This window comes from Bradyrhizobium ottawaense (genome assembly GCF_900099825.1).
Lineage (GTDB): Bacteria > Pseudomonadota > Alphaproteobacteria > Rhizobiales > Xanthobacteraceae > Bradyrhizobium > Bradyrhizobium ottawaense_A.
In genome coordinates this window covers 3365054-3391875 of record NZ_LT629693.1, presented here as the reverse complement: position 1 = coordinate 3391875, position 26822 = coordinate 3365054, and the positions used below count along the sequence as shown (strand labels likewise).

At 62.8% G+C, this 26822-nt stretch carries 19 protein-coding genes; 11 read left to right on the top strand and 8 right to left on the bottom strand.

The window, feature by feature from the left end; all coding sequences use genetic code 11:
- Window positions 1–39: 39 nt before the first annotated feature.
- The 3 genes from BLR13_RS15885 to BLR13_RS15875 form a co-directional block, all read right to left on the bottom strand.
- Window positions 40–2262, bottom strand: a complete 2223-nt coding sequence (locus BLR13_RS15885; protein ID WP_074822164.1) for an acetate--CoA ligase family protein — start codon at window positions 2260–2262, stop codon at window positions 40–42.
- 200 nt (window positions 2263–2462) lie between these two features.
- Window positions 2463–3032: a class GN sortase gene (locus BLR13_RS15880; RefSeq protein ID WP_074822166.1), complete on the bottom strand. Its 570-nt coding sequence runs from the start codon at window positions 3030–3032 to the stop codon at window positions 2463–2465.
- A 193-nt stretch (window positions 3033–3225) separates the two neighbouring features.
- Window positions 3226–5499, bottom strand: a complete 2274-nt coding sequence (locus BLR13_RS15875) for a marine proteobacterial sortase target protein (RefSeq protein ID WP_074822169.1) — start codon at window positions 5497–5499, stop codon at window positions 3226–3228.
- A gap of 186 nt (window positions 5500–5685) precedes the next feature.
- Here BLR13_RS15875 and BLR13_RS15870 point away from each other — a divergent pair, with 186 nt between their 5' ends.
- Both BLR13_RS15870 and BLR13_RS15865 read left to right on the top strand, forming a co-directional pair.
- Window positions 5686–6450 (top strand): helix-turn-helix domain-containing protein, encoded by a 765-nt coding sequence (locus tag BLR13_RS15870; RefSeq protein ID WP_074822171.1) that lies wholly within the window; start codon window positions 5686–5688, stop codon window positions 6448–6450.
- 179 nt (window positions 6451–6629) lie between these two features.
- Entirely contained in the window at window positions 6630–6839 is a 210-nt protein-coding gene (locus BLR13_RS15865; RefSeq protein WP_074822174.1) for a cold-shock protein, read from the top strand.
- A 100-nt stretch (window positions 6840–6939) separates the two neighbouring features.
- Here the strand turns inward: BLR13_RS15865 and BLR13_RS15860 are convergent, their stop codons facing one another.
- Both BLR13_RS15860 and BLR13_RS15855 read right to left on the bottom strand, forming a co-directional pair.
- Complete coding sequence (locus BLR13_RS15860) at window positions 6940–8163, bottom strand: ABC transporter substrate-binding protein (RefSeq protein WP_074822177.1); 1224 nt, start codon at window positions 8161–8163, stop codon at window positions 6940–6942.
- A gap of 76 nt (window positions 8164–8239) precedes the next feature.
- The gene (locus BLR13_RS15855) at window positions 8240–9793 is read right to left on the bottom strand and encodes an acyl-CoA synthetase (RefSeq protein WP_074822179.1); all 1554 of its coding nucleotides are present in this window, start codon (window positions 9791–9793) and stop codon (window positions 8240–8242) included.
- Window positions 9794–10728: 935 nt separating this feature from the next.
- Here BLR13_RS15855 and BLR13_RS15850 point away from each other — a divergent pair.
- Complete coding sequence (locus BLR13_RS15850; RefSeq protein WP_074822182.1) at window positions 10729–13980, top strand: adenylate/guanylate cyclase domain-containing protein; 3252 nt, start codon at window positions 10729–10731, stop codon at window positions 13978–13980.
- Window positions 13981–14089: 109 nt separating this feature from the next.
- Here the strand turns inward: BLR13_RS15850 and BLR13_RS15845 are convergent, their stop codons facing one another.
- Both BLR13_RS15845 and BLR13_RS15840 read right to left on the bottom strand, forming a co-directional pair.
- Window positions 14090–15118, bottom strand: coding sequence for an alpha/beta fold hydrolase (locus BLR13_RS15845; RefSeq protein WP_074822185.1), 1029 nt, complete (start codon window positions 15116–15118; stop codon window positions 14090–14092).
- 236 nt (window positions 15119–15354) lie between these two features.
- Window positions 15355–16332: an ABC transporter substrate-binding protein gene (locus BLR13_RS15840; protein WP_074822188.1), complete on the bottom strand. Its 978-nt coding sequence runs from the start codon at window positions 16330–16332 to the stop codon at window positions 15355–15357.
- A gap of 314 nt (window positions 16333–16646) precedes the next feature.
- Here BLR13_RS15840 and BLR13_RS15835 point away from each other — a divergent pair, with 314 nt between their 5' ends.
- On the top strand, window positions 16647–17060 hold the full coding sequence (locus tag BLR13_RS15835; RefSeq protein WP_079586290.1) for a nuclear transport factor 2 family protein: 414 nt from the start codon (window positions 16647–16649) through the stop codon (window positions 17058–17060).
- 228 nt (window positions 17061–17288) lie between these two features.
- On the opposite strand, the gene BLR13_RS15830 is transcribed toward BLR13_RS15835, so the two are convergent.
- Window positions 17289–18506 carry an ABC transporter substrate-binding protein gene (locus tag BLR13_RS15830; RefSeq protein WP_074822191.1) on the bottom strand — a complete coding sequence of 406 codons (1218 nt, stop codon included), beginning with the start codon at window positions 18504–18506 and terminating at the stop codon, window positions 17289–17291.
- 243 nt (window positions 18507–18749) lie between these two features.
- Here BLR13_RS15830 and BLR13_RS15825 point away from each other — a divergent pair, with 243 nt between their 5' ends.
- From BLR13_RS15825 to BLR13_RS15795, 7 genes are all read left to right on the top strand, one after another.
- Window positions 18750–19904: an acyl-CoA dehydrogenase family protein gene (locus tag BLR13_RS15825; protein WP_074822193.1), complete on the top strand. Its 1155-nt coding sequence runs from the start codon at window positions 18750–18752 to the stop codon at window positions 19902–19904.
- Between the two features lie 134 nt (window positions 19905–20038).
- Entirely contained in the window at window positions 20039–21196 is a 1158-nt protein-coding gene (locus BLR13_RS15820; RefSeq protein ID WP_074831469.1) for an acyl-CoA dehydrogenase family protein, read from the top strand.
- Window positions 21197–21221: 25 nt separating this feature from the next.
- Entirely contained in the window at window positions 21222–22433 is a 1212-nt protein-coding gene (locus tag BLR13_RS15815; RefSeq protein ID WP_074822195.1) for an acyl-CoA dehydrogenase family protein, read from the top strand.
- 59 nt (window positions 22434–22492) lie between these two features.
- Window positions 22493–23149: a glutathione S-transferase family protein gene (locus BLR13_RS15810; RefSeq protein WP_074822198.1), complete on the top strand. Its 657-nt coding sequence runs from the start codon at window positions 22493–22495 to the stop codon at window positions 23147–23149.
- A gap of 173 nt (window positions 23150–23322) precedes the next feature.
- Window positions 23323–24156 (top strand): helix-turn-helix domain-containing protein, encoded by an 834-nt coding sequence (locus BLR13_RS15805; RefSeq protein WP_074822201.1) that lies wholly within the window; start codon window positions 23323–23325, stop codon window positions 24154–24156.
- Window positions 24157–24214: 58 nt separating this feature from the next.
- Complete coding sequence (locus tag BLR13_RS15800; protein WP_074822204.1) at window positions 24215–25081, top strand: 3-keto-5-aminohexanoate cleavage protein; 867 nt, start codon at window positions 24215–24217, stop codon at window positions 25079–25081.
- Between the two features lie 111 nt (window positions 25082–25192).
- Complete coding sequence (locus BLR13_RS15795; protein WP_074822207.1) at window positions 25193–26794, top strand: AMP-binding protein; 1602 nt, start codon at window positions 25193–25195, stop codon at window positions 26792–26794.
- Window positions 26795–26822 lie beyond the last annotated feature (28 nt).

Below are 26822 nucleotides of genomic sequence, written 5' to 3'. Positions count from 1 at the left end.
TGAGCGGTGGGCACGCTTCGCTTTGCCCACCCTACGAGTTCAATGCCCCGCCGCCTTATTCGCCGCCGCATTGTTCAGCACGATCAGGCCATCGACGGCGACGCCGAGCTTGCTGTTGATCAGGAACGGGTTGACGTCGATCGAGGCGATGCGGTTGCCGGCGTCCGCCATCAGATTGGAGAGGCCGACCAGCGCCTTGACGGCGGAAGCCTCGTGCAGGGCCGGCTTGCCGCGATAGCCCTTCATTTTCACGCCGGCCTTGGTCCTGGCGATCAGCTGTTTCGCCTCGGCCGCATCCAGCGGCGCGCCGGCCAATGCAACGTCCTTCATCAATTCGATGTCGACGCCGCCGGTGCCGAACAGCACCACCGGCCCCATCTCGGCATCGAGGGACGCGCCGACCACGAGCTCGAGGTCGGCCTTGACCTGTTGGGCAATCAGGATGCCTTCGAGCTTCGGCTTGCCCTTCAGCTTCTTCACCCTCGCCGTGATGTCGTTGAACGCCTTCTTCACGTCGGCGGCGCTGTTGAGATTCAGCACCACACCGCCGATATCTGATTTGTGCAGGATGTCGGCGCTGACCACTTTGGCCACCACGGGAAAGCCGATGCTCTTGGCGATCTTCACGGCTTCCGCCGCGGTCTGCGCGATCTCTTCCTTTGACACCGGAATGCCATAGGCCTTGAGCAGCTTCTTCGACGCGACCTCGTCGAGGGCCGCGGCGCCGTTGGCGCTCTTGAGCATCTTTTCCAGCATCGCGCGGGCGGGCGCCTTCGAACTCGACTTGATATCCGGCACTTCCTTGCGCAACTGCGCATAGTCGATCAGCGATTTGATGGCGTCGACCGCGCGGTCCAGCCCCTGCATGACCGCGATGTTGGGCAGCGATTTGCGCAGGCCCTTGGTGAATTCGGTGAATCCAATGGACATCGCGCTGATATAGACCACAGGCTTGGAGGCTGCGCCGGCCATATCGTTGACGATGCGCAGATTGCGTTCGCGCAATTCGTGCGGCGCCTTCGGCAGTTCGGCGTCGATGATGACGATATCGGTGTCGGGATCGTCGATCATGATCTGGATCGAACTCATGTAGACGGAGGGATCGACCACGGCGGCAAAGCCGGCGTCGAGCGGATTGCCGACGATGCTGCCGGGGCCGAGCATTTTTGCCAGTTGTCCGCTGGCGTTGGCGCTCAACGGCGCGAAGTTCAGGCCGGCCGCATGGAAGGCATCGATCAAGAGGCCGCGCTTGCCGCCGGACAGCGACACGGCGGCGAGGCGATTGCTCTTCGGCGGTTCGGCATGCACGAAGCATTCGGTGGTCTCGATCAACTCGTCCAGTCCGCGCACGCGGATCACGCCTTCGCGCGTCGAAATCGCGTCAAACGTCTCAATCGAGCCGGCGAGCGCGCCGGTATGCGCCATCGCCGCGGCGCGGCCGCCCTCGGAGGTACCGAGCTTGAGCGCAATCACGGGCTTTCCGGCCTTGCGCGCTGCCTTGCAGGCGTCGCGGAACACCTTGGTGTTTCGCACGCCTTCGAGATAGACGACGATGACGCGTACGCTCGGATCGGCGGCGAAATAGGCCATCAGATCGGGCGTCTCGAGGCCGGTCTCGTTGCCGGTCGTGACCATGTAGCCGACGCCGACGCCGCGATCTTCCAGCGCCTGGCGGATCGCCATCACGATCGCGCCGGATTGGCCGGCGATCGCGACCGGGCCGGCTTCCATGGTGACGATGCGGTCGTCGATGTTGGTGAACAGCTTTTCGCCGGCACTGAGATTGCCGAGGCAGTTCGGGCCGGTGACGGCAAGGCCGGTTTCCTTGACGGCCTGCTTCAGTTCCTCCGCCAGCCGCTGGCTGTCGTCGTCCTGCAACTCGCTGAAGCCCGAGGTGACGATGGTGGCGGAGCGGGCGCCGGCGGCGGCGGCATCGCGGATCACCTGGACGGCGAAACGCGCCGGCACCAGCACCACGATATGGTCGGGCTTTTCGGGAAGGCTGGCGAAATCCTTGTAGCAGGGCACGCCCCAGATGGTTTCGCGCTTGGCGTTGACCGGAAACAGCCCGCCTTCGTACTGGTACTTGATCAGGTTGTTCCAGATCCGCTCGGCATAGTTGCCGGGCTTGTCGGTGGCGCCGACCAGGACGATATTACGCGGGTGCAGCATCGCATGGATGCTTTTGACGATGTCGCTGGCGTCAGGCGAGGGCGACCATTTTGCGATTCCGTGCGACGCGGTACTTGCCTGAGCTGCCATGGACTTCCCTTACCCGTTGTTTCCTTTGGCCGTGGCGATCGATGCGGTCGCCGCGCTATGATTTTCATTTGTTGATGTCTTTTTATTGAGACTTGGTGAGGGTGGCAACACGCGTTGGGCACGCAGCACCATTCGCCCTGCGCACGATATCCCGGCTTGCGGAGAATTCGGGCCACTCCGGCATTGACAGGCCCGCGAGATCAGGAACCGGGTTCGATCATGGTGGCATGCAGCAGGTAGCGGTCGGGGCCCGGTGTCAGCGCATCGAACGGCCAGCACGTCGACAACACCAGTTCGTGTCCACTTGCGAGGGGATCGATGCCGGAATCGTCAAAACGCGCGACGGAAGTTGCGTCTGCCCGATAACGGAACGTCCGGCCATCGCCTCTGGTGATATCGATCTCGTCGCCAACCGCGACATTCTTCAGGAATGCGAAATGCGTATCGCGGTGCGCGGAATAGACCGCGACCCCGCGCTCGCCCGCGTTGGGCGTCAGTTCGACATGGCCGGGACCGAAGGCCAGCGCCTGGCCACTGCTCCCCGACAGCACGATGGCGCGCGCATGGAGCCGCTTCACCTCGATGCGCGCCACCGGCCATGTATCCGCCCATGACCACGGTTTTGTCTGTTGTCCGGACGCGATGGTGGTGTTGAAGGCGCGCTCCAGCAGCACCTGGGCCAGCAGCGCCTTGGCGTGGATGTAGGCGCCCTGGCCGAACTGGATGAGGCCCGCAAGGGCGAGGAGGAGAGGGAGGGTGAAGCGAGGCATTTAGCTGGTCCTTCCGTCATAGCGAGGAGCGAAGCGACGAAGCAATCCATTCCTCCTTGTTGTGGCTCGATGGATTGCTTCGCTTCGCTCGCAATGACGGTGGTGGAAGCCTCACGCGCGCGGCCTTGGGGGGACGGGCAGGCCGCGCGCGCTTTTCAGGAGGAGGTTGGGGCGTCTCCTCCATCGCGTGAGGTCAGTGCACGAACAACTGACGCCGGTTGTAGACGAACAGCATCAGGCTGAGCATCAGCAGGATCGCGCCCGCGATCAGCTTCAGTTCGGCATCGGTTGCCGTCTTCGGCAGCGTGACGGTGGCGGGGGCCTGCACGACCGGAGGCTGGGCACGTTTCAGCGTTGCGACCTGAACCTTCGCGTCGCCATTGTCGGCACGCCGTTCCATCGGTGCCGCCGGAAGCTGTGGGCGATCGCCGAACAGCTTTGCGAAGTCCCAGCCGGCGGGCAGGTTGATCGGCAGTTCCGAAACCTTGAGCGGTTCGCCTGCGGGGCGGCTCGGGGTCTTATCGACCGCGACCAGGCTGGTCAGCCGCGTTACCAGTTGATGCTGCAGCGCCAGCCCGAGAATGGCCTTGTCGGCGTCTTCGGGGCTCGTCTGCTGCGTGGTGCGCGCCACCTCGGCATCCGCGATCTTGCGGCGGGCCCATAATTTCGACAGGCCCTTGCCTTCGGCGGCATTTGCCAGCGGCAGGGTCACGACCCAGGGACGGTCGCCGATGCGGCCCTTGATCTCGACCGAGCCCGCGAGCTTGTCGAGTTTTGCCGCGAGCACCAGCGGTTCGTCGCGGTAGACGTCGGGGATCGCCGCCGGCGTGATGTCGGCCGCGGCCTCGGAGAATTTTGCGGTGAGATTGGTCACCGCGGGATTCTCCAGTTTTGCGAACAGGCCGCGCATCCGTTCCTCGACCTGCTCGACCGAGCCGATATGCGTAAATGTGCCGCGGCCGAGTTCGGCGGCGCGCGTCATCAGATAGGTGTTCGGCGCCGAACCGATGCCGACCATGAAGATGCGCGAGCGGCCGCGCAGTGCGTTGATGGTTTCGAACAATTGCTGCTCGTTGCCGATGGCGCCGTCGGTCAGGAACACGACCTGACGGACGTAACTGGCGTCATTGCCGCTGTCGGACAGCGCCGCGCGCATTGCCGGCACCATCTCGGTGCCGCCATTGGCCTGCAGTGCGCTGACGAAGGAGGTGGCTTGGCCGAGATGCTCGCGGTCGGCCGGCACCGGCGCCGGGAACAGCACGTCCATGGTGTGATCGAACCGGATCACGTTGAAGCGGTCGCCCGGTTGCAGGCGGCCGAGCGCGTAGATGAGACTGGCCTTGGCCTGGATGATCGAGACGCCGCCCATCGAGCCGGAATTGTCGATCACGAAGATTACCTCGCGCGGCAGCGGCTTCTCCTGGGCCTGCTCGACCGAGGGCGGCGTGACGAAGGCGAGCAGGTAATCGGCGTCGCCGACATGTTCGCGGAACAGGCCGACCGACGGCGCCTTCTCGGCCGCGGGCTTCCAGCTCAGTTCGAAATCGCGATCGGCCGGCACCGGGCCTTCGGCGAGGCGGATGATGCTGGTGCTGGCGACGCTCTTTTCAGTCTTGATCGCATGGTGATGGCTCTTGACCTCGCCGAGCGGGAAGCCGGCCTGCAGGTGAACGGTAATGGTCGTCGGGTTGACCGGCGCGTTGGTCGCGGGGTCGAGCACTTCAGATGCAATGCGTTCGCGGTCCGGGACGGAATCGGATTTCACCGCGCCCCAGCCGCCGCCATCGGGCTTGAAGTCGACGCTCTGCACCACGGGTGCCGGATTGTAGCGCGGAGCGACCACCATCGGCACCCGCAGCGAGAACTCGTTGCCGGATTGCTGCACCGGTTCCTGATATTCGATCTGCACCAGCACGGTTTCGCCGGGGCCGATATTGGCGACGGAATTGGTGAAGAGGTTCGGCCGCTCCTGTTCGGTCAGCGCCGCCTTCTGGCCGTTCTGCTTGGCCTGTTCGTAGATCGCCTTGGCCTGTTGCCGCTCCTTGATGTCGCCGACCACGACGCGATCGCCGATCACCATCTTCAGCGTATCGACCGCGCCGCCCGACGGCAGCGGATAGACGTAAACAGCCTCGACCCAGTTTTGCGTCGGGTTGCGAAAGATCTGCGTGACGCGGGCGCGCACCGTCGGCCCCGATACGGTGAGATCGACATCGATGCCGAGCCTCGACGCGTCGGCATAGCCGTCTTCGGTCTTCAGCAGCAGCGAGCCGGAGCGTGCGTCGCTGGCTTTGAGAAAAGCCGCCGGTTGGCCGGCTGCCGACCACACCGGCTCGAAGCTCAGGAACAATGCCGCGAACCCGACCAGGATCACGGCAAATCCCTGCATCACCATGAACAGCACCAGCCGCGCCAGGCTCACCAGGCTACGGCTACTGTCCGTCTCAATCTCGTCGCATGTCGTCATGTCGCTCACTCCCAAAGGCGGTTTCGCCGCTTGAAAGCGTGCGGAATGCCGCGCTTTGGCGCGAGCGGAATGATCGGCCTTGTTCAGCCGCGGGCCAGCCCGGCGCGCCCCGGCCGCGGCCGGTTTGTGCGGGTTTGTGATGGATTGTGCGTCTGGTACACTTGGCTCGACCGAACAGGGGGGACGATGGCGACGCCGGACAAGCAGCTTTCCGCCGAGCAAAGCCGGCAGATTGCGGACACGATTCGTGAGGAGATCGCGCGTCGCCGCATCTCCAGGCAGTCCCTGGCCGAGCTTGCGAAACTCAGTCTCTCGACGCTCGAGAAAGTGCTGGGCGGCCGCCGCCCGTTCACGCTCGCGACGACAGTTCGGCTCGAACAGGCGCTCGGCGTTTCCCTGCGCACCACGCCGGAAGCGCCGGCACACGCTCATCCCGTCAACGGCGACGTCGCGCCTGATGGCCTCGGCGCCTATTCGCGCCGCGCGGTCGCCTGGATCGAAGGAACGTATGTGACGATGCGTCCTTCGTTCGGCGACAAGAACGCGATCTTCGCCTACCTCACCGCAATCAGCTGGGACGCCGCGGCATCGTGTCTCGTTTTCCACGAGAGCGAGCGGCAGGATGCGGCCTACACGCAGTATGGCGAAGTGGCGGTGCCGAACCAGTCGGGCCACATCTATCTCGTCACCAACCGGCACGGCCAGCATCGCCTGATCACGGTCGCGCGGCTGCCGATCTCCGGCGAAATGTTCGGTATCATCACGACTTTGCTGGCGGGACGCGGCTCGCTGCTGACGCCGATCGCGGCCCCGATCGCGTATTTGCCCGTCAAAATGATCAAAAACCCGACATTTGGGCGGATTTTGCCCGATAATGCCAATTACGGGGCATACCGCACCCATTTGCGGCGGACGCTCGACGAACCATTTGCGATGTTTTTGCCGGGTTAGTGTCGTGAGCCTTGCTTTTCCGCTGGAATAGACTATATCAGCTTCATTCGAATAACCGCTCTGCCTTGTTGACCGCGCCGAAATCGGCTCCCTTCCCAAGACATCGTTGAAATCGGATCAAGCCTGCACGGAGGTCGTGTGGGCAAAGCGTTTTTACGCATCTTGTTGGAGATAGTTACATGGCTACCGGAACAGTTAAGTGGTTCAACGCGACCAAGGGCTTCGGCTTCATCCAGCCCGACGACGGCGGAACCGACGTATTCGTCCACATCAGCGCCGTGGAACGTGCAGGTCTGAGCTCGCTCAATGAAGGCCAAAAGCTTTCATATGAAGCGAAGGTCGACAGCATGCGCGGCAAAACCAGCGCGGAAAATCTCCGCGTTAGTTAAGGCGATCGATCACGGATTACCCACGGATGTACTGGGATCCTTCGATCGACTTCTGAATAGAGAAGCCCGCTGGCCATGCCAGCGGGCTTTTTGCTTTTAGCTAGCCACCGGTCTCGGCGCTGATGATGTCGCCGAACAGTTCCCACTGGCCGCCCTTGAACCGCATGATCTTGAGCTGTTCGATCGGGGCGAAGTCGGTGGCCGAGGTGTTGACCTTGATGCCGGGGATCAGCGTATCCGGCGCAAAATCCTTCAGGCTGGCGGCCTGCTTCATCACGTTCTCCCGGGTCAGGTTGTCGCCCGACTGCTTCAGGACCTGCACCATGGTCTGCGCCGCGGCGTAGCCATAGACCAGGTTGGAATCGGAGATGTTGGCGCCCGGCATGTACTTGTCGATGAAGGTCATGAACTTCTTCATGCCTTCGTCGTCCTTCCACTGCGGATCGGACGCATCCTTCAGGTAGCCGGCCGACAGCACGCCCTCGGAAGCATCAAGGCCGGCAGGTTTCATGACCGCGCCGATCGAGATCGACACGTCGGTCATCAGGTGCATCGGCTTCCATTCCAGCTCGGCCATCTTCTTGATCGCCTGTGCCGCGAATTTCGGCGTTGCGATGTTGACGAAGACGTCGGCGCCGGTGCCCTTCAGCTTGACGATGTGGGAGCTGATCGAGGGCTCGGTGGTCTCGTAGCTTTCCTCGGCGACGATGATGCTCGACGCCCTGTCGCCGAAGATGTCCTTCAGTCCGGCGACATAGTCCTTGCCGAAATCGTCATTGGCATAGAACACCGCGACCTTGCCGTCGGGCTTGTTCTTCAGGATGTACTTCGCAAAGATCCGGGCCTCGACGCGGTAGCTCGGCTGAAAGCCCATGGTCCAGGGAAAGTCCTTCGGGTCGTTCCACTTGCTGGCGCCGGTGGCGAGGAACAGCTGCGGGACCTTCTTGGAATTGTGATATTTCTGAACCGCGGTCTGGGTCGGCGTGCCCAGCGCGTTGAATACCAGAAACACCTCGTCGCTCTCGATCAGCTTGCGGACCTGCTCCACCGTCTTCGGCGGGCTGTAGCCGTCGTCGTAGGAGATCCAGTTGATCTTGCGGCCGTTTACGCCGCCCTGGTCGTTGATCATCTTGAAATAGGCTTCTTCGGTCTTGCCGATGATGCCGTAGGCGGAAGCCGGGCCGCTATAGGCCTCGACATTGCCGATCTTGATTTCGGTGTCGGAGGCGCCGGTGTCGTATTTCTTCTGCGCCAGCGCGCCCTGCGTGGTCAGCAACGACAGTGTCGCGGCCGCGGCAAGCAAAGACAGTTTCTTGTTCTTCATGAAAATTTTCTTCCCTGGTTTCTTTGTGTTGAGAGGTCTTAACGAAATCGCGGCGATGCTCTTTTTAAATCGGCAGTTACGAGGCGATCGCCCTCGCCGTATCGGTGGCTTTGGACACGCCGAATTTGTTACGCAGCGTCGGCTTGTGGATTTTTCCAGTCGCATTGCGCGGCAGGGCATCCACGAACTCGATCAGGCGCGGGCATTTGAACCGCGCCAGATTGGCGGCACAATGCGCATGAATCTGCTCGGCGGCAAGGGTGTGGCCGGGCCTGACAGCGACGATCGCCATGCCGACCTCGCCCCACTGCTCGTTAGGGATGCCGATGACTGCGGCTTCGGCAATTGCCGGAATTTGATGCAGCACGTTTTCGACCTCGGCCGGATAGACGTTCTCGCCGCCCGAAATGTACATGTCCTTCCAGCGGTCGACGATATAGTAGAAGCCTTCGGCATCGACCCGCGTGGCGTCGCCGGTGTGCAGCCATCCGTCGGTGAACGATGACGCGTTGGCGTCCGGCCGGTTCCAGTAGCCCGGCGTGACGTTCGGTCCGCGGACCCAGAGTTCGCCGAGTTCGTCGACACCGGCGTCCGAGCCGTCGGGCCGAACGATTCTTACCTCGGTGTGCATCACCGGCTTGCCGGACGAGCCGGCCTTGCGCACCGCGTCTTCCTTGTCGAGCGTCAGCACGGCCGGGCTGGTCTCGGTCATGCCGTAACCCTGTTGCAGGGCGACGCCGCGCTCTTCCCACACCTTCAACAGCGGCACCGGCATCGGCGCGCCGCCGACGCCGCCGATCACGAGGCGGCTGAAGTCGGCAGTCGCGAACGACGGATGCTGCGCCATGAACTGGTAGATCGAGGGCACGCCGAAGAACTGATTGATGCCGGCTGACACATCGCTGATCAGTTGCAGCGCCAGGCCTGGATCAAACGCGCGCATGATCAGCACGGTGCCGCCGGAATGCAGCACCGGATTGGTGTAGCAATTGAGCCCGCCGGTGTGGAACAGCGGCAGCACGGTGAGCAGCACCGTCGACGGCGAGATGTAAGCGGGGCCGCCGAGATTGACGCAATTCCAGAACGTCATGCCATGGGTGATGATCGCGCCCTTGGGCTGGCCGGTGGTGCCCGAGGTGTACATGATGGTCGAGATGTCATCGAGCGTGACGGACTCGTGCGTGTCGAGCGGCTTCGCCGCCGCGATCGCCGCTTCATAGGAGGCGCCGGGGCCGAACAGCAGGGCCGACGCAACGTTGCAGAGTTTGGCGACGGTGAGGGCTACTTCCGCCAAATCCGTATCGTGGATCATCACGCTGGGCGAGGCATCGCCGACGATGAACTGCAATTCCGGAACGGTGAGGCGGTTGTTCAGCGGCAGGAATACGGCGCCGATCCGGAAGCAGGCGAACTGCACTTCCAGCGTATCCGTCGTGTTCAGCGCCAGCACCGCGACCCGGTCGCCGCGTTTGACGCCGAGTTGGTCGCGCAGATGCGAGGCAAGCCGCGAGATCCGCTGGTCGAACTCCGCGTAAGACAAGCGGCGCTGGCTGGCGAGGTCGATGACCGCGATCTTGTCCGGCGTGCGGCGGCCGAAATGGGCGATCCAGTCGTAATAGCGAACCGGCAAGATTTCCTCCTGATTTTCAGCGGTCTGGCGCCGCCCGATCCCGACCTGATCTTATCCCAGTTTACCGGATGGAGCGGCCGAATTCGGATGCTGTCTTGCGTTGAGTGGTTGCGCCGGGACGGGTTGGGCGAGGTGCACCGGCCATCCTCATTGACGAAGATGGATTGCTTCGCTTCGCTCGCAACGACGTTTTCCAAACGAGACTTCATCCTGTTGCTTACCCTCCCCTGGAGGGGGAGGGTCGGCTCACATGGAGCGCAGCGGAATGTGAGACGGGGTGGGGTGATCCCTCCACTCGGACACTGTTCACGAGGAGAGACCGTCACCCCACCCCGCCGCTTCGCGTCGACCCTCCCCCTCCAGGGGAGGGTAAGTGTCAGTATTCTCGCGGCGCGATGCGCCCGAAGTTTTGCAAGAAAACCTTGCCCCCAAATCAAAGGGCGCAGGGAAGACCGGGTGCGCGCCGCACCCGCGGTCTCATGTGCGATGTGCATCAAAAAATGCTGCACATGAGCATACAGGTTTGGCGGAAGCCTCCGGCCTTCCCTGCGCAATGGCTTTACGGCTTATACGAGTTCGCCCCGGTGACCGGCTTTCTTGCCACCGTCATTTGCAGGAATGCTTCCCGCGAAACTTGACGCCAGCACCGGGGCGTCAGGCCCACACGACTTCGCCGTACGCTTTGGCCACACTCGTCTTAGTGGCCTTCGCGTCCATCGCATCCCATCCCGCGTCTGTGACGATCGCGAAACGCCCTCCGAGTGGAACGGGACGGGCGATGTGTATGGCTGATTTGGGGTCGCGGTCAAGAAGAATTTCGGAAAATCAGAAATTTGATCGGGCGTTGGCTGTCCCTCGGCGCATCAAAATGCTGTGCTGAAATTCCATGGATGTGCCAATGTGCATTAATTGAGAGGGGCTGGGGAGCCGACTGCATGAGCGATCTTCGCGCTTGGTTGCGTGGAAACAACCTGGAGCAATACGCCGACGCGTTTGAGGCAAACGACATCGATCTGGATATCCTGGCGGACCTCGATGACAACGATCTCGCGCAATTGGGTCTGTCTTTGGGTAATCGCCGCCGCCTCTTGAAGGCAATCGCGGCGCGCAATGCCGTCGCGGCCTCCATTTCCTCCACCGACGAAACTTCATCGCTCGACAAATCTTCTTCTGTCCGCCCGCTCTCGTCCGGCGAAAAACCATCAGCCTCGGAGGAAGCCGGGTCGGGCGACGCCGAGCGGCGGCAAGTGACCGTGATGTTTGCCGATATGGTGGGCTCCACGGCGCTGTCGGCGAGGCTCGATCCGGAGCTGCTTGGCGGTCTTATCCGGCAATACCAGGACGCGGTGGCGGGTGAGATCGGGCGTTATGGTGGTTTCGTCGCCAAATTCATGGGCGATGGCGTGTTGGCCTATTTCGGCTTTCCCCGTGCCTTCGAGGATGCGGCGGAACGTGCCGTTCGCGCCGCCATCGGAATCCTGTCGGAGGTCGGCGCAATCGAAGCGCCGGACGGAACGCGCGTGCAGGCGCGGATCGGCATTGCCACCGGCCTCGTCGTGGTAGGCGAAATCATCGGCACCGGCTTGGCACAGGAGCGGACCATCGTCGGTGAAACGCCCAACCTTGCCGCCAGGCTGCAGGCGTTGGCCGAGCCGGACTGCATCATCATCAGCGAGTCGACCCAAAAATTGTCAGGCGGCCATTTCGAACTCAGCCACACCGGCGAGCACGAACTGAAAGGCTTTGCCCGCCCTGTCCCGGCCTGGCGGGTTTGCGGTGAAGCCTCGGTCGAAAGCCGTTTTGCCGCAATCCGCACCGGAGGCCTGCCGTTGATCGGCCGGGCGCATGAAATGGGGCTGATGCGCGAACGCTGGCATCTGGCGCAGCAAGGTGACGGCCAGATCGTGACCGTGATCGGCGAAGCCGGTATCGGGAAATCGCGCATGATTGAGGCGCTGCAGGAGGAGGTCGCCAGCGAAGCGCATGAGCGCATCAACCTGCAATGCTCACCCTACCACAGCGACAGCGCGCTTTACCCCGTGATCCAGTATCTCAGTCGCGTCGCCGGCTTTGCGCCTGCCGATGCCGCGGATGCGCGCGCCGACAAAGTCCGCGTTCTGCTCGCGGCGCGGCGCATCGCCGATCCGGTAGCGCTGCCGCTGCTGGCGGAACTGTTGTCGGTGCCGCTGGCCGAGACAGCCGCCACCGCTCAATCGCCGGCGCAACGCAAGGCATCGACCCTCGCCCTGATCGTCGAAATCATGGCGCGGACCGGCGACGGCGATCCGGTGGTGATCATGCTGGAAGACGCGCACTGGATCGACGCCACCACGCTCGAGATGATGACGCGGTTGACCGACAGCATCGCCCGGGCGCGGCTGCTTGCGGTAGTGTCAGCGCGACCGGAATTCGTGCCACCCTGGCTGGCGAGGCCTCACGCAACGCTGGTCACGCTCGGACGCCTCGGCCGCCCCGAGTGCATGCAAGTGGTTGCGGGTGTAGCGGCTGCGCACGGCCTGTCGGCCGACACGATCGCCACCATCGTTGCCAAGACCGATGGCGTACCGCTGTTCGTCGAGGAGCTGACCCGAAGCGTGATGGAATCGGCGGACGAAGGTTCTGCGGTGCCGGCGACGCTCAAGGACTCGTTAATGGCCCGCCTCGACCGTCTCGGCGGCGCGCGCGAGATGGCCCAGATTGCCGCGGTCATCGGCCGGCAATTCACGTTCGCCATGCTGCAAGCGGTTTCCGGCAAGGCCAGCGGTGAGCTCGAAGGCATGCTGGCAAAGCTGGTTGCCTCGGGAATCGTATTTCCCGAGGAGCGCGGCCTCGACCGGAGTTTCATCTTCAAGCACGCGTTGGTGCGTGACGCCGCCTATGAAAGCCTGTTGCTGATGCGCCGTCGCGAATGGCACGGGCGCGTCGCCCAGGCCCTCGAGCAGCGTTTTGGCGATGTCGCTGCGCGCGAACCGGAATTGCTGGCCTATCATTTCGGCGAAGCCGGGCTTGTCTCTCTCGCTTGCGATTACCGCATGCGCGCCGGCGACCAGGCGGTGAGCCGCTCGGCCTATGTGGAGGCGATCGCGCATTTCACGGCAGGTCTCAATCTCGCCGAGGCCTTGCCGCCGGAAGTTGGCTTGCGCCGGCAGCTGCAGTTCTGGCTGAAGCTTGGTTCGGCGTCGGTCGTCGCGCATGGCCTGCAGAGCGTTGAGGCCGAAAAGGCCTATACCAAAGCCGGCGAGATCGGCGAGCAGCTCGGCGACGGCCCTGCGACCTTCCAGGCCAAATGGGGTCTCTGGATCAACGCCAATCTGAGACGCAAGACAGCATTGGCGCGCGACCGCGCCAGCGAACTGGTGTCGCTCGCGCAGCAGTCCGGCGACCGCGAGTTGCTGCTCGAAGCCTATCATTGCCAGCTTTCGACGGCGCATTTTCGTGGCGATGTCCGCGGCGCGCTGGAGGGCTGCCAGCACGCCATCGCGCTTTACGATATGACGCAGCACCGTCACCTTGCGCACGCGTTTGGCGGCCACGATCCCGGCGTCTGCGCGCATGCCCAGTGCGGCAATTCGTGGCAACTGTCGGGCGAACAACAACAGGCGAGGCAGCATTTCACGCAGGCAATCGCACTCGCCGAAATGCTCGATCATCCAAACAGTCTCGGGCACGGACTGCACAACATCGGTATCGGCCATCAGCTTGGGGGAGACCCCGAGGCCACTTACACCGCGGCGCATCGCGCGGCGGCGCTGGCCGAGAAGTTCAACCTGCCGCCATGGCGTGCGAGCAGTCTCATTCTCGTCGGATGGGCGACGGCAACGGGCGCAGGGGTCGCGAACGCCGTGCGGCTGATCGACGCCGAGATCGCCAACGCCACCGCGGTCGGCCCGCTGCCGCAATATTATCTCGGCCTCGCCGCGGAAGTGCTCCTTGCCGCCGGCCGACCTGCGGACGCGCTTGGTCACCTCGACCGCGCGATTGCCGGGATCGACGAGGCAGGCATCGGCATCTATCTGCCGGAGATCTATCGTTTGCGCGGCGAGTGCTTGCTGGCTCTTGACCGTCACAACAAGGCTGAAGCACGATCGGCCTTTGCGATCGCCGGCGACATTGCCAGGCGCCAGGGTGCCGTCATCTTCGAACGTCGCGCGCAGGTTTCATTGTCCAGGTTCGCGATGCAGGAATAAATTAGGCAACGGCCGCTGGAACCAGGCCTTGGACATCAGCTGGAACGGCGCTTGCGGCCAGCGTCGCCGTACCGCCGAAAACATGCTGCCGGGCTCAGAACTTGTGGGCTCAAGATTTGGAGATCCCCGCGATCAGCGCCTTGTCAAAACCTTCGGGGTCCGTCATCTGCGGCGCGTGGCCGTAGTCGGGAAACTCGATGAGTTTGGCGCCGGGGATGGCCTTGGCGGCCGCTTTGCCTAACTCGGGATAATTTCCAAGTTTCGGCCGAAGTTCGGGAGGTGCGAAATCCTTGGCAATGGCCGTGGTGTCTTTCTGGCCGATCATGAGCAACGTCGGCACCGAGATTTCGCCAAACCGGTACAGCACGGGTTGGGTCATGATCATGTCGTAGATCAGCGCCGAGTCCCAGGCGACCGCTTCCTTGCCTGGACCGCGATTGAGGCCGGCGAGCATGTCGACCGCGCGTTCGTAGCGATCCTCCCACTTGCCCGCATAGTAGGTCGACTTCTCGTAGGCGCGGATGCCATCGGCATTGGTCTTCAGCTCGCGGGCGTACCATTGGTCGACCGAGATCGGAGGCACGCCCTTTGCGGACCAATCCTCAAGCCCGACCGGATTGACCAGGACGAGGTGGCTGACGTCCTGCGGATAGATCAGCGAATAATGCGCCGCCAACATGCCTCCGGTCGAATGACCGATCACGACCGGCTTCTCGATGCCGAGACTGGCCAGCAGTTCATGGGTGTTGCCGGCAAGCTGCTTGAAGGTGAACTGGTAAGCGGCGGGCTTGCTCGACTTGCAGAAGCCGATCTGATCCGGCGCGATCACGCGATAGCCGGCCGCGACCAGATCCTTGATGGTCGGCTCCCAGGTGGCGGCACAAAAATTCTTTCCGTGCAACAGCACCGCCGTCCGCCCGTTCGGGCGGTCCGGCCTGACGTCGAGATAGGCCATCTGCAGCGACTGCCGCTGCGACGTGAAAGCAAAATGCTGAAGTGGATACGGATAATCGAACCCCTCCAGTTCCGGCCCGTAGGCCGATGTTGCGCCGGTCGGCTGCTGCGCCGCCAGGGGCCCCGCGACCATAGCCGCCGAAAGCGCTACGCCGGCGAAGATCGTCCGTATCCGGAATGTCATGGTGTTTCCCGCAAATCGTTGGGAGATTTCGAACTCTCTCCCGTGCTGACTATCTCCAAGCGGGCTGGGCCGATAGTCAAAATCCCTTGATGCGCTGGATCGGGCGGCACCATGCGGCACGCCGCCGGGCGCACTGGGCCCAAGGCGGTTGTTCCAATTTCAAACCGGCCCGGCGTGCAAGAAAGCGCAAGGCCGCTCCGGGCCACTTTCAGACCCATGCAAGCAGCAATGGCTCCTCATTCGATCACCTCGTCGGCGCGCCCGAGCAACGGAAGCGGCACGGACAGACCGAGCGCCTTCGCGCTTTTCAAATTCAAGAACAGCTCCACCTTCGTGGATAGCTGCACCGGCAGGTCGCGAGGCTTCTCACCCCTCAGAATTCGGCCGACGTAGAGACCCGCGTGGTGGTAGGAATCCACAATGCTGCCGCCATAGCTCATCACGCCGCCAGCCGCGGTGAATTCGCGATACTGATAGATCGCAGGCATTGCCAGGCGAAGTGAAGTCGCGCCTAATTTTTCTGCTCGGCTGGTGAACAATGGGTCGGTGCCGACGACGAGGGCGCCGACGCCCAAGCCGGACAGACTTGCGAACGCAGCGTCCAGTTCTTCGTCGCTGTGTGCGTGCACGACCTTCAGTTCTAGCCCCAGGGAGCTGGCTGCCGCCTGAACGGCCTGTACAACAGATTTCGCCAACGGGTTGGTCGGGTTGACGAGAAGACCAGCGATCTTCATGTTGGGCATCAATTCATACATCAGTTCGAGGCGCTTTGGCGCGGTCTCGACGTTGATGTGGGCCGCGCCTGTAAGATTGCCGCCGGGTCGGCTAAGGCTGTCGACAAGTCCCGTCCTTACAGGATCGCCCCCAATCGCAAACACGATCGGTATGGTCGTGGTTGCGGGTTTCAGTGCGAGGGCTGCCGGGGTCGAGGCCGCGACAATCACGCTCACCTGATGACGAACCAGATCGGCCGCCAGCGCCGGCAGACGGTCATACTGCTCGTCGGCCCAGGCATACTCGATCTTCACATTCTGGCCCTCGACGAAGCCGGCCTCGCCAAGGCTTTTCCGGAACGCTCCGATCATGGGCGCATAGTCGTGCGACGACGCACTGCTGAGAAAGCCGATCACCGGCATCGCCTGCTGCGCTCTTGCGGCAAACGGCCAGACCATCGCCGTCGCACTCAGCGCCGCGATGAACTCGCGCCGTTGCATGTGTCCTCCAGAGAACACGTCCTGGTGCAGTGTCCAAAGCCTAGCACTTTGCGATCGGGCAGCGAGCCGGAAGTTATGCATTTGGAGGGGCCGAACGTCCGCTTCGGGTCTCAAAAGCGGCCCGGACGTCCTCGAAGTCCGACTGCGGCAATACCCCCGAAAGCAGACCGGCCTTCATCCGTCATGGCCGGGCAGGAGTACGAAGCACGTCTTCGCCCCATACACCAAAAACTGAAACGATGACTTTCAATTATTTCTGTTTCGCTGCTCGAGCCAGCAACGATATTATCGTTCCACGGACAAGGAGAGCTCCGATGAACCAGCATGCCGACAAGAACAGCGTTCCACCATCGGTGGGCGTAGATGTGAGTGGTGTCGAGACGCTGCTCAACCGCAATCTTCCGGAAGTATTCGGTGAAGGTGATCCGGCTCGCCGAAGGCGCGCAATTCAGGAGCTTTATACCGAGGACTGTGTGCTGTACGTGCCCACCGGAACTTTCGTCGGTCACGACGCGCTGGACAAGTTCGCCGGCGATCTCCGAGCGACGCATCCACACTATGCCTATACGCCTCATGGCTCGCCGCAGGTTCTGCACAATTCGGGACGCCTGGCGTGGGGCTCGGGGCCGAACGGCGAGACGCCCGTGTACACCGGTGTGGATTTCATCATCGCACGGGACGGCAAGATCGCGTCCCTTTATGTTTACCTCGACTCGCCGCCCACATAATGCGTGAGCAGAACCTTGCACAGGTCTGCGTCGGGTGAAAAGCTGCCCGAACGGTCTCGAAGTCCGGCTTCCGCAATACCCCCGAAAGCAGACTCGAATTTCATAATCTCTCAGCCAAGGCGTGGATGCCCGGGACATCCAGTGCGAAGACGCGCTTCGCGCTTCTGCCCGGGCCTGACGAGCGACGTGCGAAGCCCGATTTTGCCGCACTACTTTTGAGTCAGGCGTTCACGATCCGCCGTGCAGCAATTCGCTGATCACGGCGAGCTGGCTGTCGCGAAACTCGACCATGTAACCGTCCTTGATCGGGCGGTAGTCGGTCGGCGAGGTGTTGAGGGTGATGCCGGGCAACAGCATCGACAGCGGCACGTTCTTGAGGTTGGCGGCCTGGGCCATGATGTTGGCGCGGCTGAGGTCGTTCTTGCACTGCTCCAGCACCACGACCAGCGCCTGCGCCACCATGTAGCCGTAGCCGGCGGCGAAATTGGCCGGATCGACGTTGGGAAGCCGCGCTTTCATGAAGTCGCCGTAAGCGATCAGCCCGGCGTCCTTGGAGTCGGGCACATAGGGCTTCAGCGACACCACCGACATGATACCGTGCGAGTCCTCGAGTCCGGCGGGCACCATCACGGTGTCCTTGTTGGCGCAGCCCGAAGCGATGAAGCGCATCGGCCGCCAGCCGGTCTCGTAGGCCTTACGGATCGCCTGCGCGCAGGCGCGCGGCGTCACGCTGTAGATCAGGAAGACGTCGGCCTTGGTGTTGGCGAGGGTGAGGATCTGCGAATCCACCGTGGGATCGGCGACCTCAAAACTCGACGCCATCGCGATTGCCTTGTCGGCATCCGCCCCGAGTGCTTCCTTGACGCCGCGCAGATAGTCCTTTCCGGCATCGTCGTTCTGGTAAAGGATCGCAAAACGCGCGTTGGGATTTTTCGAACGCGCATAGCGCACCTCGATGCCGGCTTCCTCGACATAGTTGGGCGCCCAGGGCAGCGCCATCAGCCAGGGCTGCGTCGCCGGCTCGTTCCACTTCGAGGCGGACGAGATCAGGAACAAATGCGGCACCTTGGCGCCGTTGAGATATTTGGCGGTCGCCGAGCTCGGCGCGGTGCCCATGGTGCCGAACATGAAAGCGACGTTGTCGTTCTCGACCAGCCGGCGGGTGGCCTCGACCGTCTTCGGCGGCGAGAAGCCGTCGTCGAGCGAGATCATGTTGAGCTTGCGTCCGTTGACGCCGCCCTTTTCGTTGATCATGTCGAAATAGGCGGCGAACACTTTTCCGGTGACGCTGAGCGCCGACGCCGGGCCGCTATACGGCATGATGTTGCCGAACTTGATTTCGGTATCGGTGATGCCGGGTTGCTGGGCGGACGCCGCCGTCCAGGCCGCAAGCGACAGCACGGCTGACAAAAGGGCTGCCGGGGCGAACCTGCTCGATCGGATCATGCTTCATCCTCCCCGGCCAATGGCCGTATGTGCTATTTTGTTTTTTGCCAAAAGGCTAGGCAGATCAATCCCGCCGGTCTTGCGTTGAGTTGCTGTCCAGCCGCTGGACGCAAGTTTGCGCGGGCCAAATCAGGGCAACGTCGCCTTTATGCTGGAGCATGATCTCCGCGCAAACGCCTTTGGCGTTTGTCGCGAGGGAAAGCCGGAACCCACGTTTCCGGATCATGCTCTCGGGAGAGAAAAATGCTGGAACGGACGCGGGTGCAAAACCCCTTCTATACGCCGGAGCATGAGGCGTTCCGCGACGTGATGCGCCGCTTTGTGGCGCGCGAGATCGAGCCCTATGCCCATGAATGGGATGAGGCCGGCGAGTTTCCGCGCGAACTCTATGCCAAGGCGTCGGAGATCGGGCTGTTGGGGCTCGGCTTCCCGGAAGAGTTTGGCGGCGTGCCCGCCGACCAGTTCATGAAGATCGTGGCCTCGCAGGAACTGGCGCGCGCCGGGGCCGGCGGCGTCAGTTCGAGCCTGATGAGCCACACCATCGGCTCGCCGCCGATCGCGCGCGCCGCCCGGCCGGAAGTGAAGGCGCGGGTGCTGCCCGACGTGCTGGCCGGCAAGAAGATCTCGGCGCTGGCGATCACCGAGCCGAGCGGCGGCTCCGACGTCGCCAACCTGCGCACCAAGGCGCGGCGCGACGGCGACCATTACGTCGTCAGCGGCGAGAAGACGTTCATCACCTCGGGCATGCGGGCCGATTATCTGACGGTTGCGGTGCGCACCGGCGGCGAGGGGCCGGGCGGCGTCAGCATGCTCTTGATCGAAGGCAATACGCCGGGGCTGACGCGCACCAAGCTGAAGAAGATGGGCTGGTGGGCATCGGACACCGCCACGCTGCATTTTGACGAGTGCCGGGTACCGGTCGAAAACCTGATCGGCGAGGAAGGCCAGGGTTTCAAGATCATCATGCACAACTTCAACAGCGAGCGGATGGGCATGGCGGCAAGCTGCACCGCCTATGCGCGCGTCTGTGTCGAGGACGCGATCGCCTATGCCAAAGAGCGCAAGACCTTTGGCAAACCGATCGCGCAGCATCAGGTGATTCGCCACAAGCTGGTCGACATGGCGCAGAAGGTCGCGGCGTCGCAGGCGATGCTGGAAATGCTGGCGTGGCGGCTCGGGCAGGGCGAGAGCCCGGTCGCCGAGATATGCATGATGAAGAACCAGGCGACCCAAACCATGGCGTTCTGCGCCTCTGAGGCCGTGCAGATTTTCGGCGGCGCCGGCTTCATGCGCGGCATCAAGGTCGAGCGCATCTACCGCGAGGTCAAGGTCAATGCCATCGGCGGCGGCACCGAGGAGATCATGAAGGATCTCGCCTCGAGGCAGATGGGGCTGTAACTGCTCTCTACCTGTCATGCCCGGGCTTGACCCGGGCATCCATCGTTCTTCGCTAGAGTCTTCTTAAGAGATGGATTGCCGGGTCAAGCCCGGCAATGACGAAAGATCAACTGCACAAGGTTCTGGATAACAAAATGCTCTTCACCGCCGACCACGACGAACCCCGCCGCATCCTGCAAAAGTTCATCGCCGCCGAGATCAATCCGTTCGTCGACGAATGGGAGAAGGCCGATATCTTTCCGGCGCATACGCTGTTCAAGAAGCTCGGCGATCTCGGCTTCCTCGGCCTCAACAAGCCCGTCGAATTCGGCGGCCAGGGGCTCGACTACAGCTATGCGCTGATGATGGCGGAGGAACTCGGCGCCATCACCTGCGGCGGCGTGCCGATGGCGATCGGGGTGCAGACCGACATGGCGACGCCGGCGCTGGCGCGGTTCGGCTCCGACGAGGTCCGCCGCGAGTTTCTGGCGCCCGCCATCGCCGGCGACATGGTCGCCTGTATCGGCGTGTCCGAGCCGGGCGCCGGCTCCGACGTCGCCTCGATCAAGACTAACGCCCGTTCCGATGGCGACGATTACGTCATCGATGGCGGCAAGATGTGGATCACCAACGGCACCCAGGCCGACTGGATCTGCCTGCTCGCCAACACCAGCGACGACCAGGTCCACCGCAACAAGTCGCTGATCTGTGTACCGATGAAGAGCAAGGGCGTGCAGATCGCGCGCAAGCTCGACAAGCTGGGCATGCGTTCCTCCGACACCGCGCAGATCTTCTTCGACAATGTCCGGGTGCCGAAGCGCAACCGCATCGGCGAGGAAGGCAAGGGCTTTACCTACCAGATGGTGCAGTTCCAGGAGGAGCGGCTGTGGGGTGCGGCCGCCTGCCTCAAGGCGCACGAGTTCATCATCGCGGAGACGATCGAATACACCCGTGGTCGTAAGGCGTTCGGCAAATCGATCCTCGACAACCAGACCGTCCATTTCAAGCTTGCGGAAATGCAGACCGAGGTCGAGCTGCTGCGCGCGCTGATCTATCGCGCCGCCGAAGCGCTGGTCGCGGGCGAGGACGTCACGCGGCTGGCGACGATGGCCAAACTCAAGGCAGGGCGGCTGGGCCGCGAACTGACCGATGCCTGCCTGCAATTCTGGGGCGGCATGGGGTTCATGAACGAGACGCCGGTGAGCCGGGCCTATCGCGACAGCCGCCTGACCTCGATCGGCGGCGGCGCCGACGAGGTCATGCTGACGGTGCTATGCAAGATGATGGGCACGCTGCCGGGCGCCAGGAAATAAGAGAAGAGATAAGGACGGTGTGACCATGTTCTATGCCCAGAGCCAGAAGATCACCGAGCTGAAACACCGTCTCGAATCGTTCATGGACCGCCATGTCTATCCGAACGAGGAGCGGTTCTATAAGGAGGCCGAGGATCTCGGCCCGTGGAAGGTCTATCCGGTTGTCGAGGAGTTGAAGCCGAAGGCCAAGGAGGCCGGTCTCTGGAACCTGTTCCTGCCCGAAAGCGAGCACGGCGCCGGCCTGACCAATCTCGAATATGCGCCGCTATGCGAGGTGATGGGGCGGTCACATCTCGCGCCCGAACTGTTCAACTGCTCGGCGCCCGACACCGGCAACATGGAGGTGCTGGCGCGCTACGGCACGCGGGAACATCAGGACAAATGGCTGAAGCCGCTGCTGGCGGGCGAAATCCGCTCCTGCTTCGCCATGACCGAACCGGCGGTTGCCTCCAGCGACGCCACCAATATCGAGAGTTCGATCGTCCGCGACGGCGATGATTACGTCATCAACGGCCGCAAGTGGTACACCACCAACGCCACCGACCCGCGCTGCAAGATCTGCATCTTCATGGGCAAGACCGATCCGGACAATCCGGATCGCCATCGCCAGCAGTCGATGATCCTGGTGCCGATGGATACGCCGGGCGTAAAAGTGCTGCGGCCGATTCCGGTGTTCGGATTCTACGGCGTACCCGACCGGGCATCGGAAGTCGTTTTCGACAATGTGCGCGTTCCCGCTACCAACATGCTGCTCGGCGAGGGGCGCGGTTTTGAGATCGCGCAGGGGCGTCTCGGTCCCGGCCGCATTCATCACTGCATGCGGCTGATCGGGCTCGCCGAACGGACACTGGAGAAGATGTGCATCCGGACCCGGAGCCGCGTTGCGTTCGGCAAGCCGGTTTCGGAACAGACCGTGACGCAGGAAAGAATCGCGGAATCGCGCATCATGATCGAGCAGTCGCGGCTGTTGACGCTGCATGCCGCGCACATGATGGATACCGTCGGCAACAGGACGGCAAGGGCCGAAATCGCGATGATCAAGGTGGCGGTGCCGAACATGGCATGCCAGGTCATCGACTGGGCGATCCAGGCCCATGGCGGCGCCGGCACCAGCAACGATTTCGGACTGGCCGCAGCCTACGCCACGGCGCGCCTGCTTCGTCTGGCCGATGGCCCCGATGAAGTCCATCGTAACCAGATTGCGCGTCTCGAACTGAAAAAACACAGCAACGGCTGAAGTAGCGCCTGAGCCGTCCTCGTCCTAAACTGACCTGAACAAAGTCAAGGAAACGCCTGATGATCACGCTCTATCACTGCGACGGCGCACGCTCGTTTCGTCCGCTCTGGATGCTGGAAGAGCAGGGGCTGCCCTACGAGCTCAAGATGCTGCCGTTCCCGCCGCGGGTGTTCGCCAAGGAATACATAGCGATCAACCCGCTCGGAACGATCCCGTTCATGGTCGACGGCGAGACCAAGATGACGGAGTCCTCCGGCATCTGCCATTACCTCGGCACCCGGCACGGACCGACGCCGCTGGTGGTCGGGGTGGACGAGCCGGCCTATGGCGCCTTCCTGAACTGGATGTATTTCAGCGACGCGACGCTGACCTTTCCGCAAACGCTGGTGCTGAGATACAGTCAGCTTGAGCCGGAAGAGCGCCGCAATCCGCAGGTCTCCGGCGATTATGCCAAATGGTTCCTCGGCCGGCTGCGGGCGGTCGAGGCGGCTACGGCGAACACCGAGACCCTGTGCGCCGGCCGCTTTACGGCCGCCGATATCGCGATCGGCTATGCGCTGCGTTTGGCCGGCAATATCGGGCTGGCCAAGGATTTTGGGCCGAATGTCGCTGCCTATTGGGCCCGGTTGCAGCAACGCAACGGCTACAAGCGCGCCGTGGCGGCGGAACAACAGGCCGGCGTCGACCAGGGTGTGAAGGCCAGGGTGCGGCCGTAGTCAGTTCGCCGTCATTGCCTTGCACAAACGCTTCGCGTTTGTTGCAGGCAATGACGGTTTCATGAGCATTTTCCGCCACATTCGGCCAAATCTCTGTCGGTGACAGACCCCGATTTTGCGCTATGGTTGCCCCCTGTCGCAGCGGCCTAAGAGCCGCGCGAGGAGGATCTGCCATGGACGACATAGGTCACAAGAGCGGCCACAAATCCGGCCATCTGATGCTGATCACCCCGGAGCGCGTGTTTTACGCAGGGCTGCTCGGCCGCCCGCGGGCGCGCCGCTCGGGCGCCTTCAATGTCTATGTCGCGATCGAGGGCGGGCTCTGGCTTACCACCGCCGATGGCCGCGAGACCTTTTGTGAATTGGCGGCCGTGCTGCCGAACGACCGGCACACCATCGCCAGCGACTACCGCTCGGTGCTCAGTCTCGTGATCGAGCCGGAAAGCGTTCCATCAGGTGTGTTCGAGGACCTCGTCGAGCGTCTCTCCGGACCCGAGAGCGAAGCTTTCGCCAACCGGATTCGCGCCGCCTATGTCGCGTTGCGCGAGCGTCAGGGCAACGACGATATCTCCAATGCCGAATTCGATTCGCTGTGTCTCGGCGAGGCCCTGCCGCGACGCGCGCTCGATCCGCGGGTGGCGCGCTCGATCGTGCAGATCGGAAAATTCTGCGGCGAGCCGGTGACGGCGGCAAGCTGTGCCGTGGAGGCGGGGCTGTCGCCGTCGCGCTTCCTGCATCTGTTCAAGGAAGAGACCGGAATCTCGTTCCGTTCATTCCGCGCCTGGAAGCGCGCGCGGCATCTGCTGCACTTCGCCAACCAGGACATCAACCTCGCGCATCTCGCGCAGGACATCGGCTATCCCGACTCGACGCATTTCAGTCACTCGATCCGCCGCTTCTACGGGCTGAAGCCGCGCGCGATCTTTTCCGGATCGCGCGACCTTGCGATCTATACCAGCGGTCGCACCGAGGCCGACAATAGCGCGTGGACGCAAGAAGCCAGTTGATCCCGGCCGCATGATCGCGAAAGCAATCGAAAGCTTCCGGACATCAAAAGGCTGATCCATGGGCGACAAGGCCGTCATTACCTGCTCGCTGAACGGCGTGCTGACCGATCCGAAACAGCACAACGTGCCTGTCACGCCCGAGCAGATGGCGCGCGAGGCGAAGGCCGCCTTCAACGCCGGCGCCAGCGTCATGCATGTCCATCTGCGCCAGCAGGAGCCGAACAAGGGCCATCTGCCGTCCTGGGACGTCGGCGTCAGCAAAGAGATTCAGCAGGCGATCCGCGAGGCCTGTCCGGGCGTCATCATCAACCACACCACCGGCACGTCGGGGCCGCATTACCAGGGCGCGCTCGATTGCGTGCGCGAGACCAAACCCGAGATCGCGGCCTGCAACGCCGGTTCGCTGAACTATCTCAAGGTCAAGTCCGACAACACCTGGGCCTGGCCGCCGATGATGTTCGATAACGCGGTCGAGAAGGTGCAGGATTATCTCGACGTCATGAAGGTGGCCGGTACGATTCCGGAATTCGAATGCTTCGACGTCGGCATCGTGCGTTGCGTCAACATGTACCGGCAGACCGGCATGTATGCCGGGCCGCTGGAGTATAATTTCGTGATGGGCGTGGCGTCCGGCATGCCGGCCGATCCGGAGTTGCTGCCGATCCTGTTGAAGCTGAAGCTGCCGGAAGCGCATTGGCAGGTCACCGCGATCGGGCGCGGCGAAATCTGGCCGCTGCACCAGCGTTGCGCCGATCTCGGCGGGCATTTGCGCACCGGTCTCGAAGACACCTTCTATCTCGCCGACGGCAAAAAGGTGACCTCGAACGGGCAGTTGATCGAAGCCATCGCCGCCTGTGCCCGGCGCGCCGGCCGCGAGATCGCCAGCCCCGCCGAAGCGCGGCAGATTTTCGGGACCAGGCATTAGTTGAGCCCGTCATTGCGAGCGAAGCGAAGCAATCCATTCATCCGCAAAAAAGTATGGATTGCTTCGTCGCTTCGCTCCTCGCAATGACGGAGTTTCACGGGAGCGGAAAACATGACCAATCTCACCGCAACCGGCGGCGTGACAGGACCCGGCCGGATCGGCCGCGTCGCGATCGGCGATCTGCTCAAGCGGGCGGCGGCGCGGTTTCCCGATCGCGTGGCGCTCACCGACGGCGCGCGGCGCGTCACCTTCACCGAGATCGAGCGCGACGCCAACCGCTTTGCCAACTACCTGGTGCAGCGCGGACTGAAGCCGGGCGAGAAGATTTCGACGATCTGCAACAACTCGGTTGAATTCGTCAAAGCGTTGTTCGGCATTCACCGCGCCGGACTGGTCTGGGTTCCCATCAACACCATGCTCGGGCCATCAGACATGGACTACATCCTCGACCATGCCGAGGTGAAGTTCGCGCTGATCGACGATATGCTGCATGCGCAGCCCGACCGCCGCGTCGCGCTGGAAAAGCGCGGCATGCAGATGATCGCGATCGATCTCGCCGGCAAGGTCGCCGCGTCAGGACTGGAGAATTTCACCGATCTGATCAAGGACCAGTCCGAGATCGAACCCGAGATCGAGTTCGACGAACGCGATCTCGCGATGATCATCTACACCTCGGGTACCACTTCCCGCCCGAAGGGCGCGATGCATTGCCACCTCGCGGTGGTGATGGCGGTGATGAGCAATTGTATCGAGATGAAGCTCGGCCGCGACGACGGCATCACCGGGCAGTTTCCGCTGTTCCATTGCGCCGGCCATGTGCTGCTGTTGAGCTACCTATCGGTCGGCGGCCGGATGGCGCTGATGCGCGGCTTCGATCCCGTGGTCTGCATGGAAGCCATCGTCCGCGACAAGCTCACCGTGTTTGTCGGGCTGTCGCTGATGTACCAGGCCATCCTCGATCACCCGCGGCGCAGGGAGTTCGATCTTTCGGGCCTGAAGACCTGCATCTACACCATGGCGCCGATGGGCCGTCCGCTGCTGGAGCGTGCCATCGCCGACATGTGCCCGAATTTCGTCCTCTCCAGCGGCCAGACCGAAATGTATCCGGCCACCACCATGTCGCAGCCGGATCGCCAGCTGGAACGCTTCGGCAATTACTGGGGCGAGTCGCTGATCGTCAACGAGACCGCGATCATGGACGACAACGGCAACCTGCTGCCGCGCGGCGAGGCCGGCGAACTCGTGCATCGCGGCCCGAACGTGATGATGGGCTACTACAAGGATCCAAAAGCGACCGAAGAGGCGCGCAAGTTCGGCTGGCACCACACCGGCGATCTCGCTTTGATCGATGAGCACGGCGAGGTGCTGTTCCTCGACCGCAAGAAGGACATGATCAAGTCCGGCGGCGAGAACGTCGCCTCGGTCAAGATCGAGGAGACGCTGCTGGCCCATCCCGCCGTGCAGAACGCGGCCGTCGTCGGTCTGCCGCACCCGCAATGGGGCGAGGCGGTGTCTGCGTTCGTCAAGCTGAAGCCGGGTGCCCAGGCCGATGAAGCCGGGATCGCCGAGCACTGCCGCAAACATCTCGGCGGCTTCCAGATGCCGAAATTCATTTGCATCCTCGACGAAATGCCGATGACCGCGACCGGCAAATTGCGCAAGGTCGAATTGAGGCAGTCGTATAGCGAGCATTTTACCGGGAAGAGCGCGTGAGCGGTCCCGAACCTATCAACGTCATTCC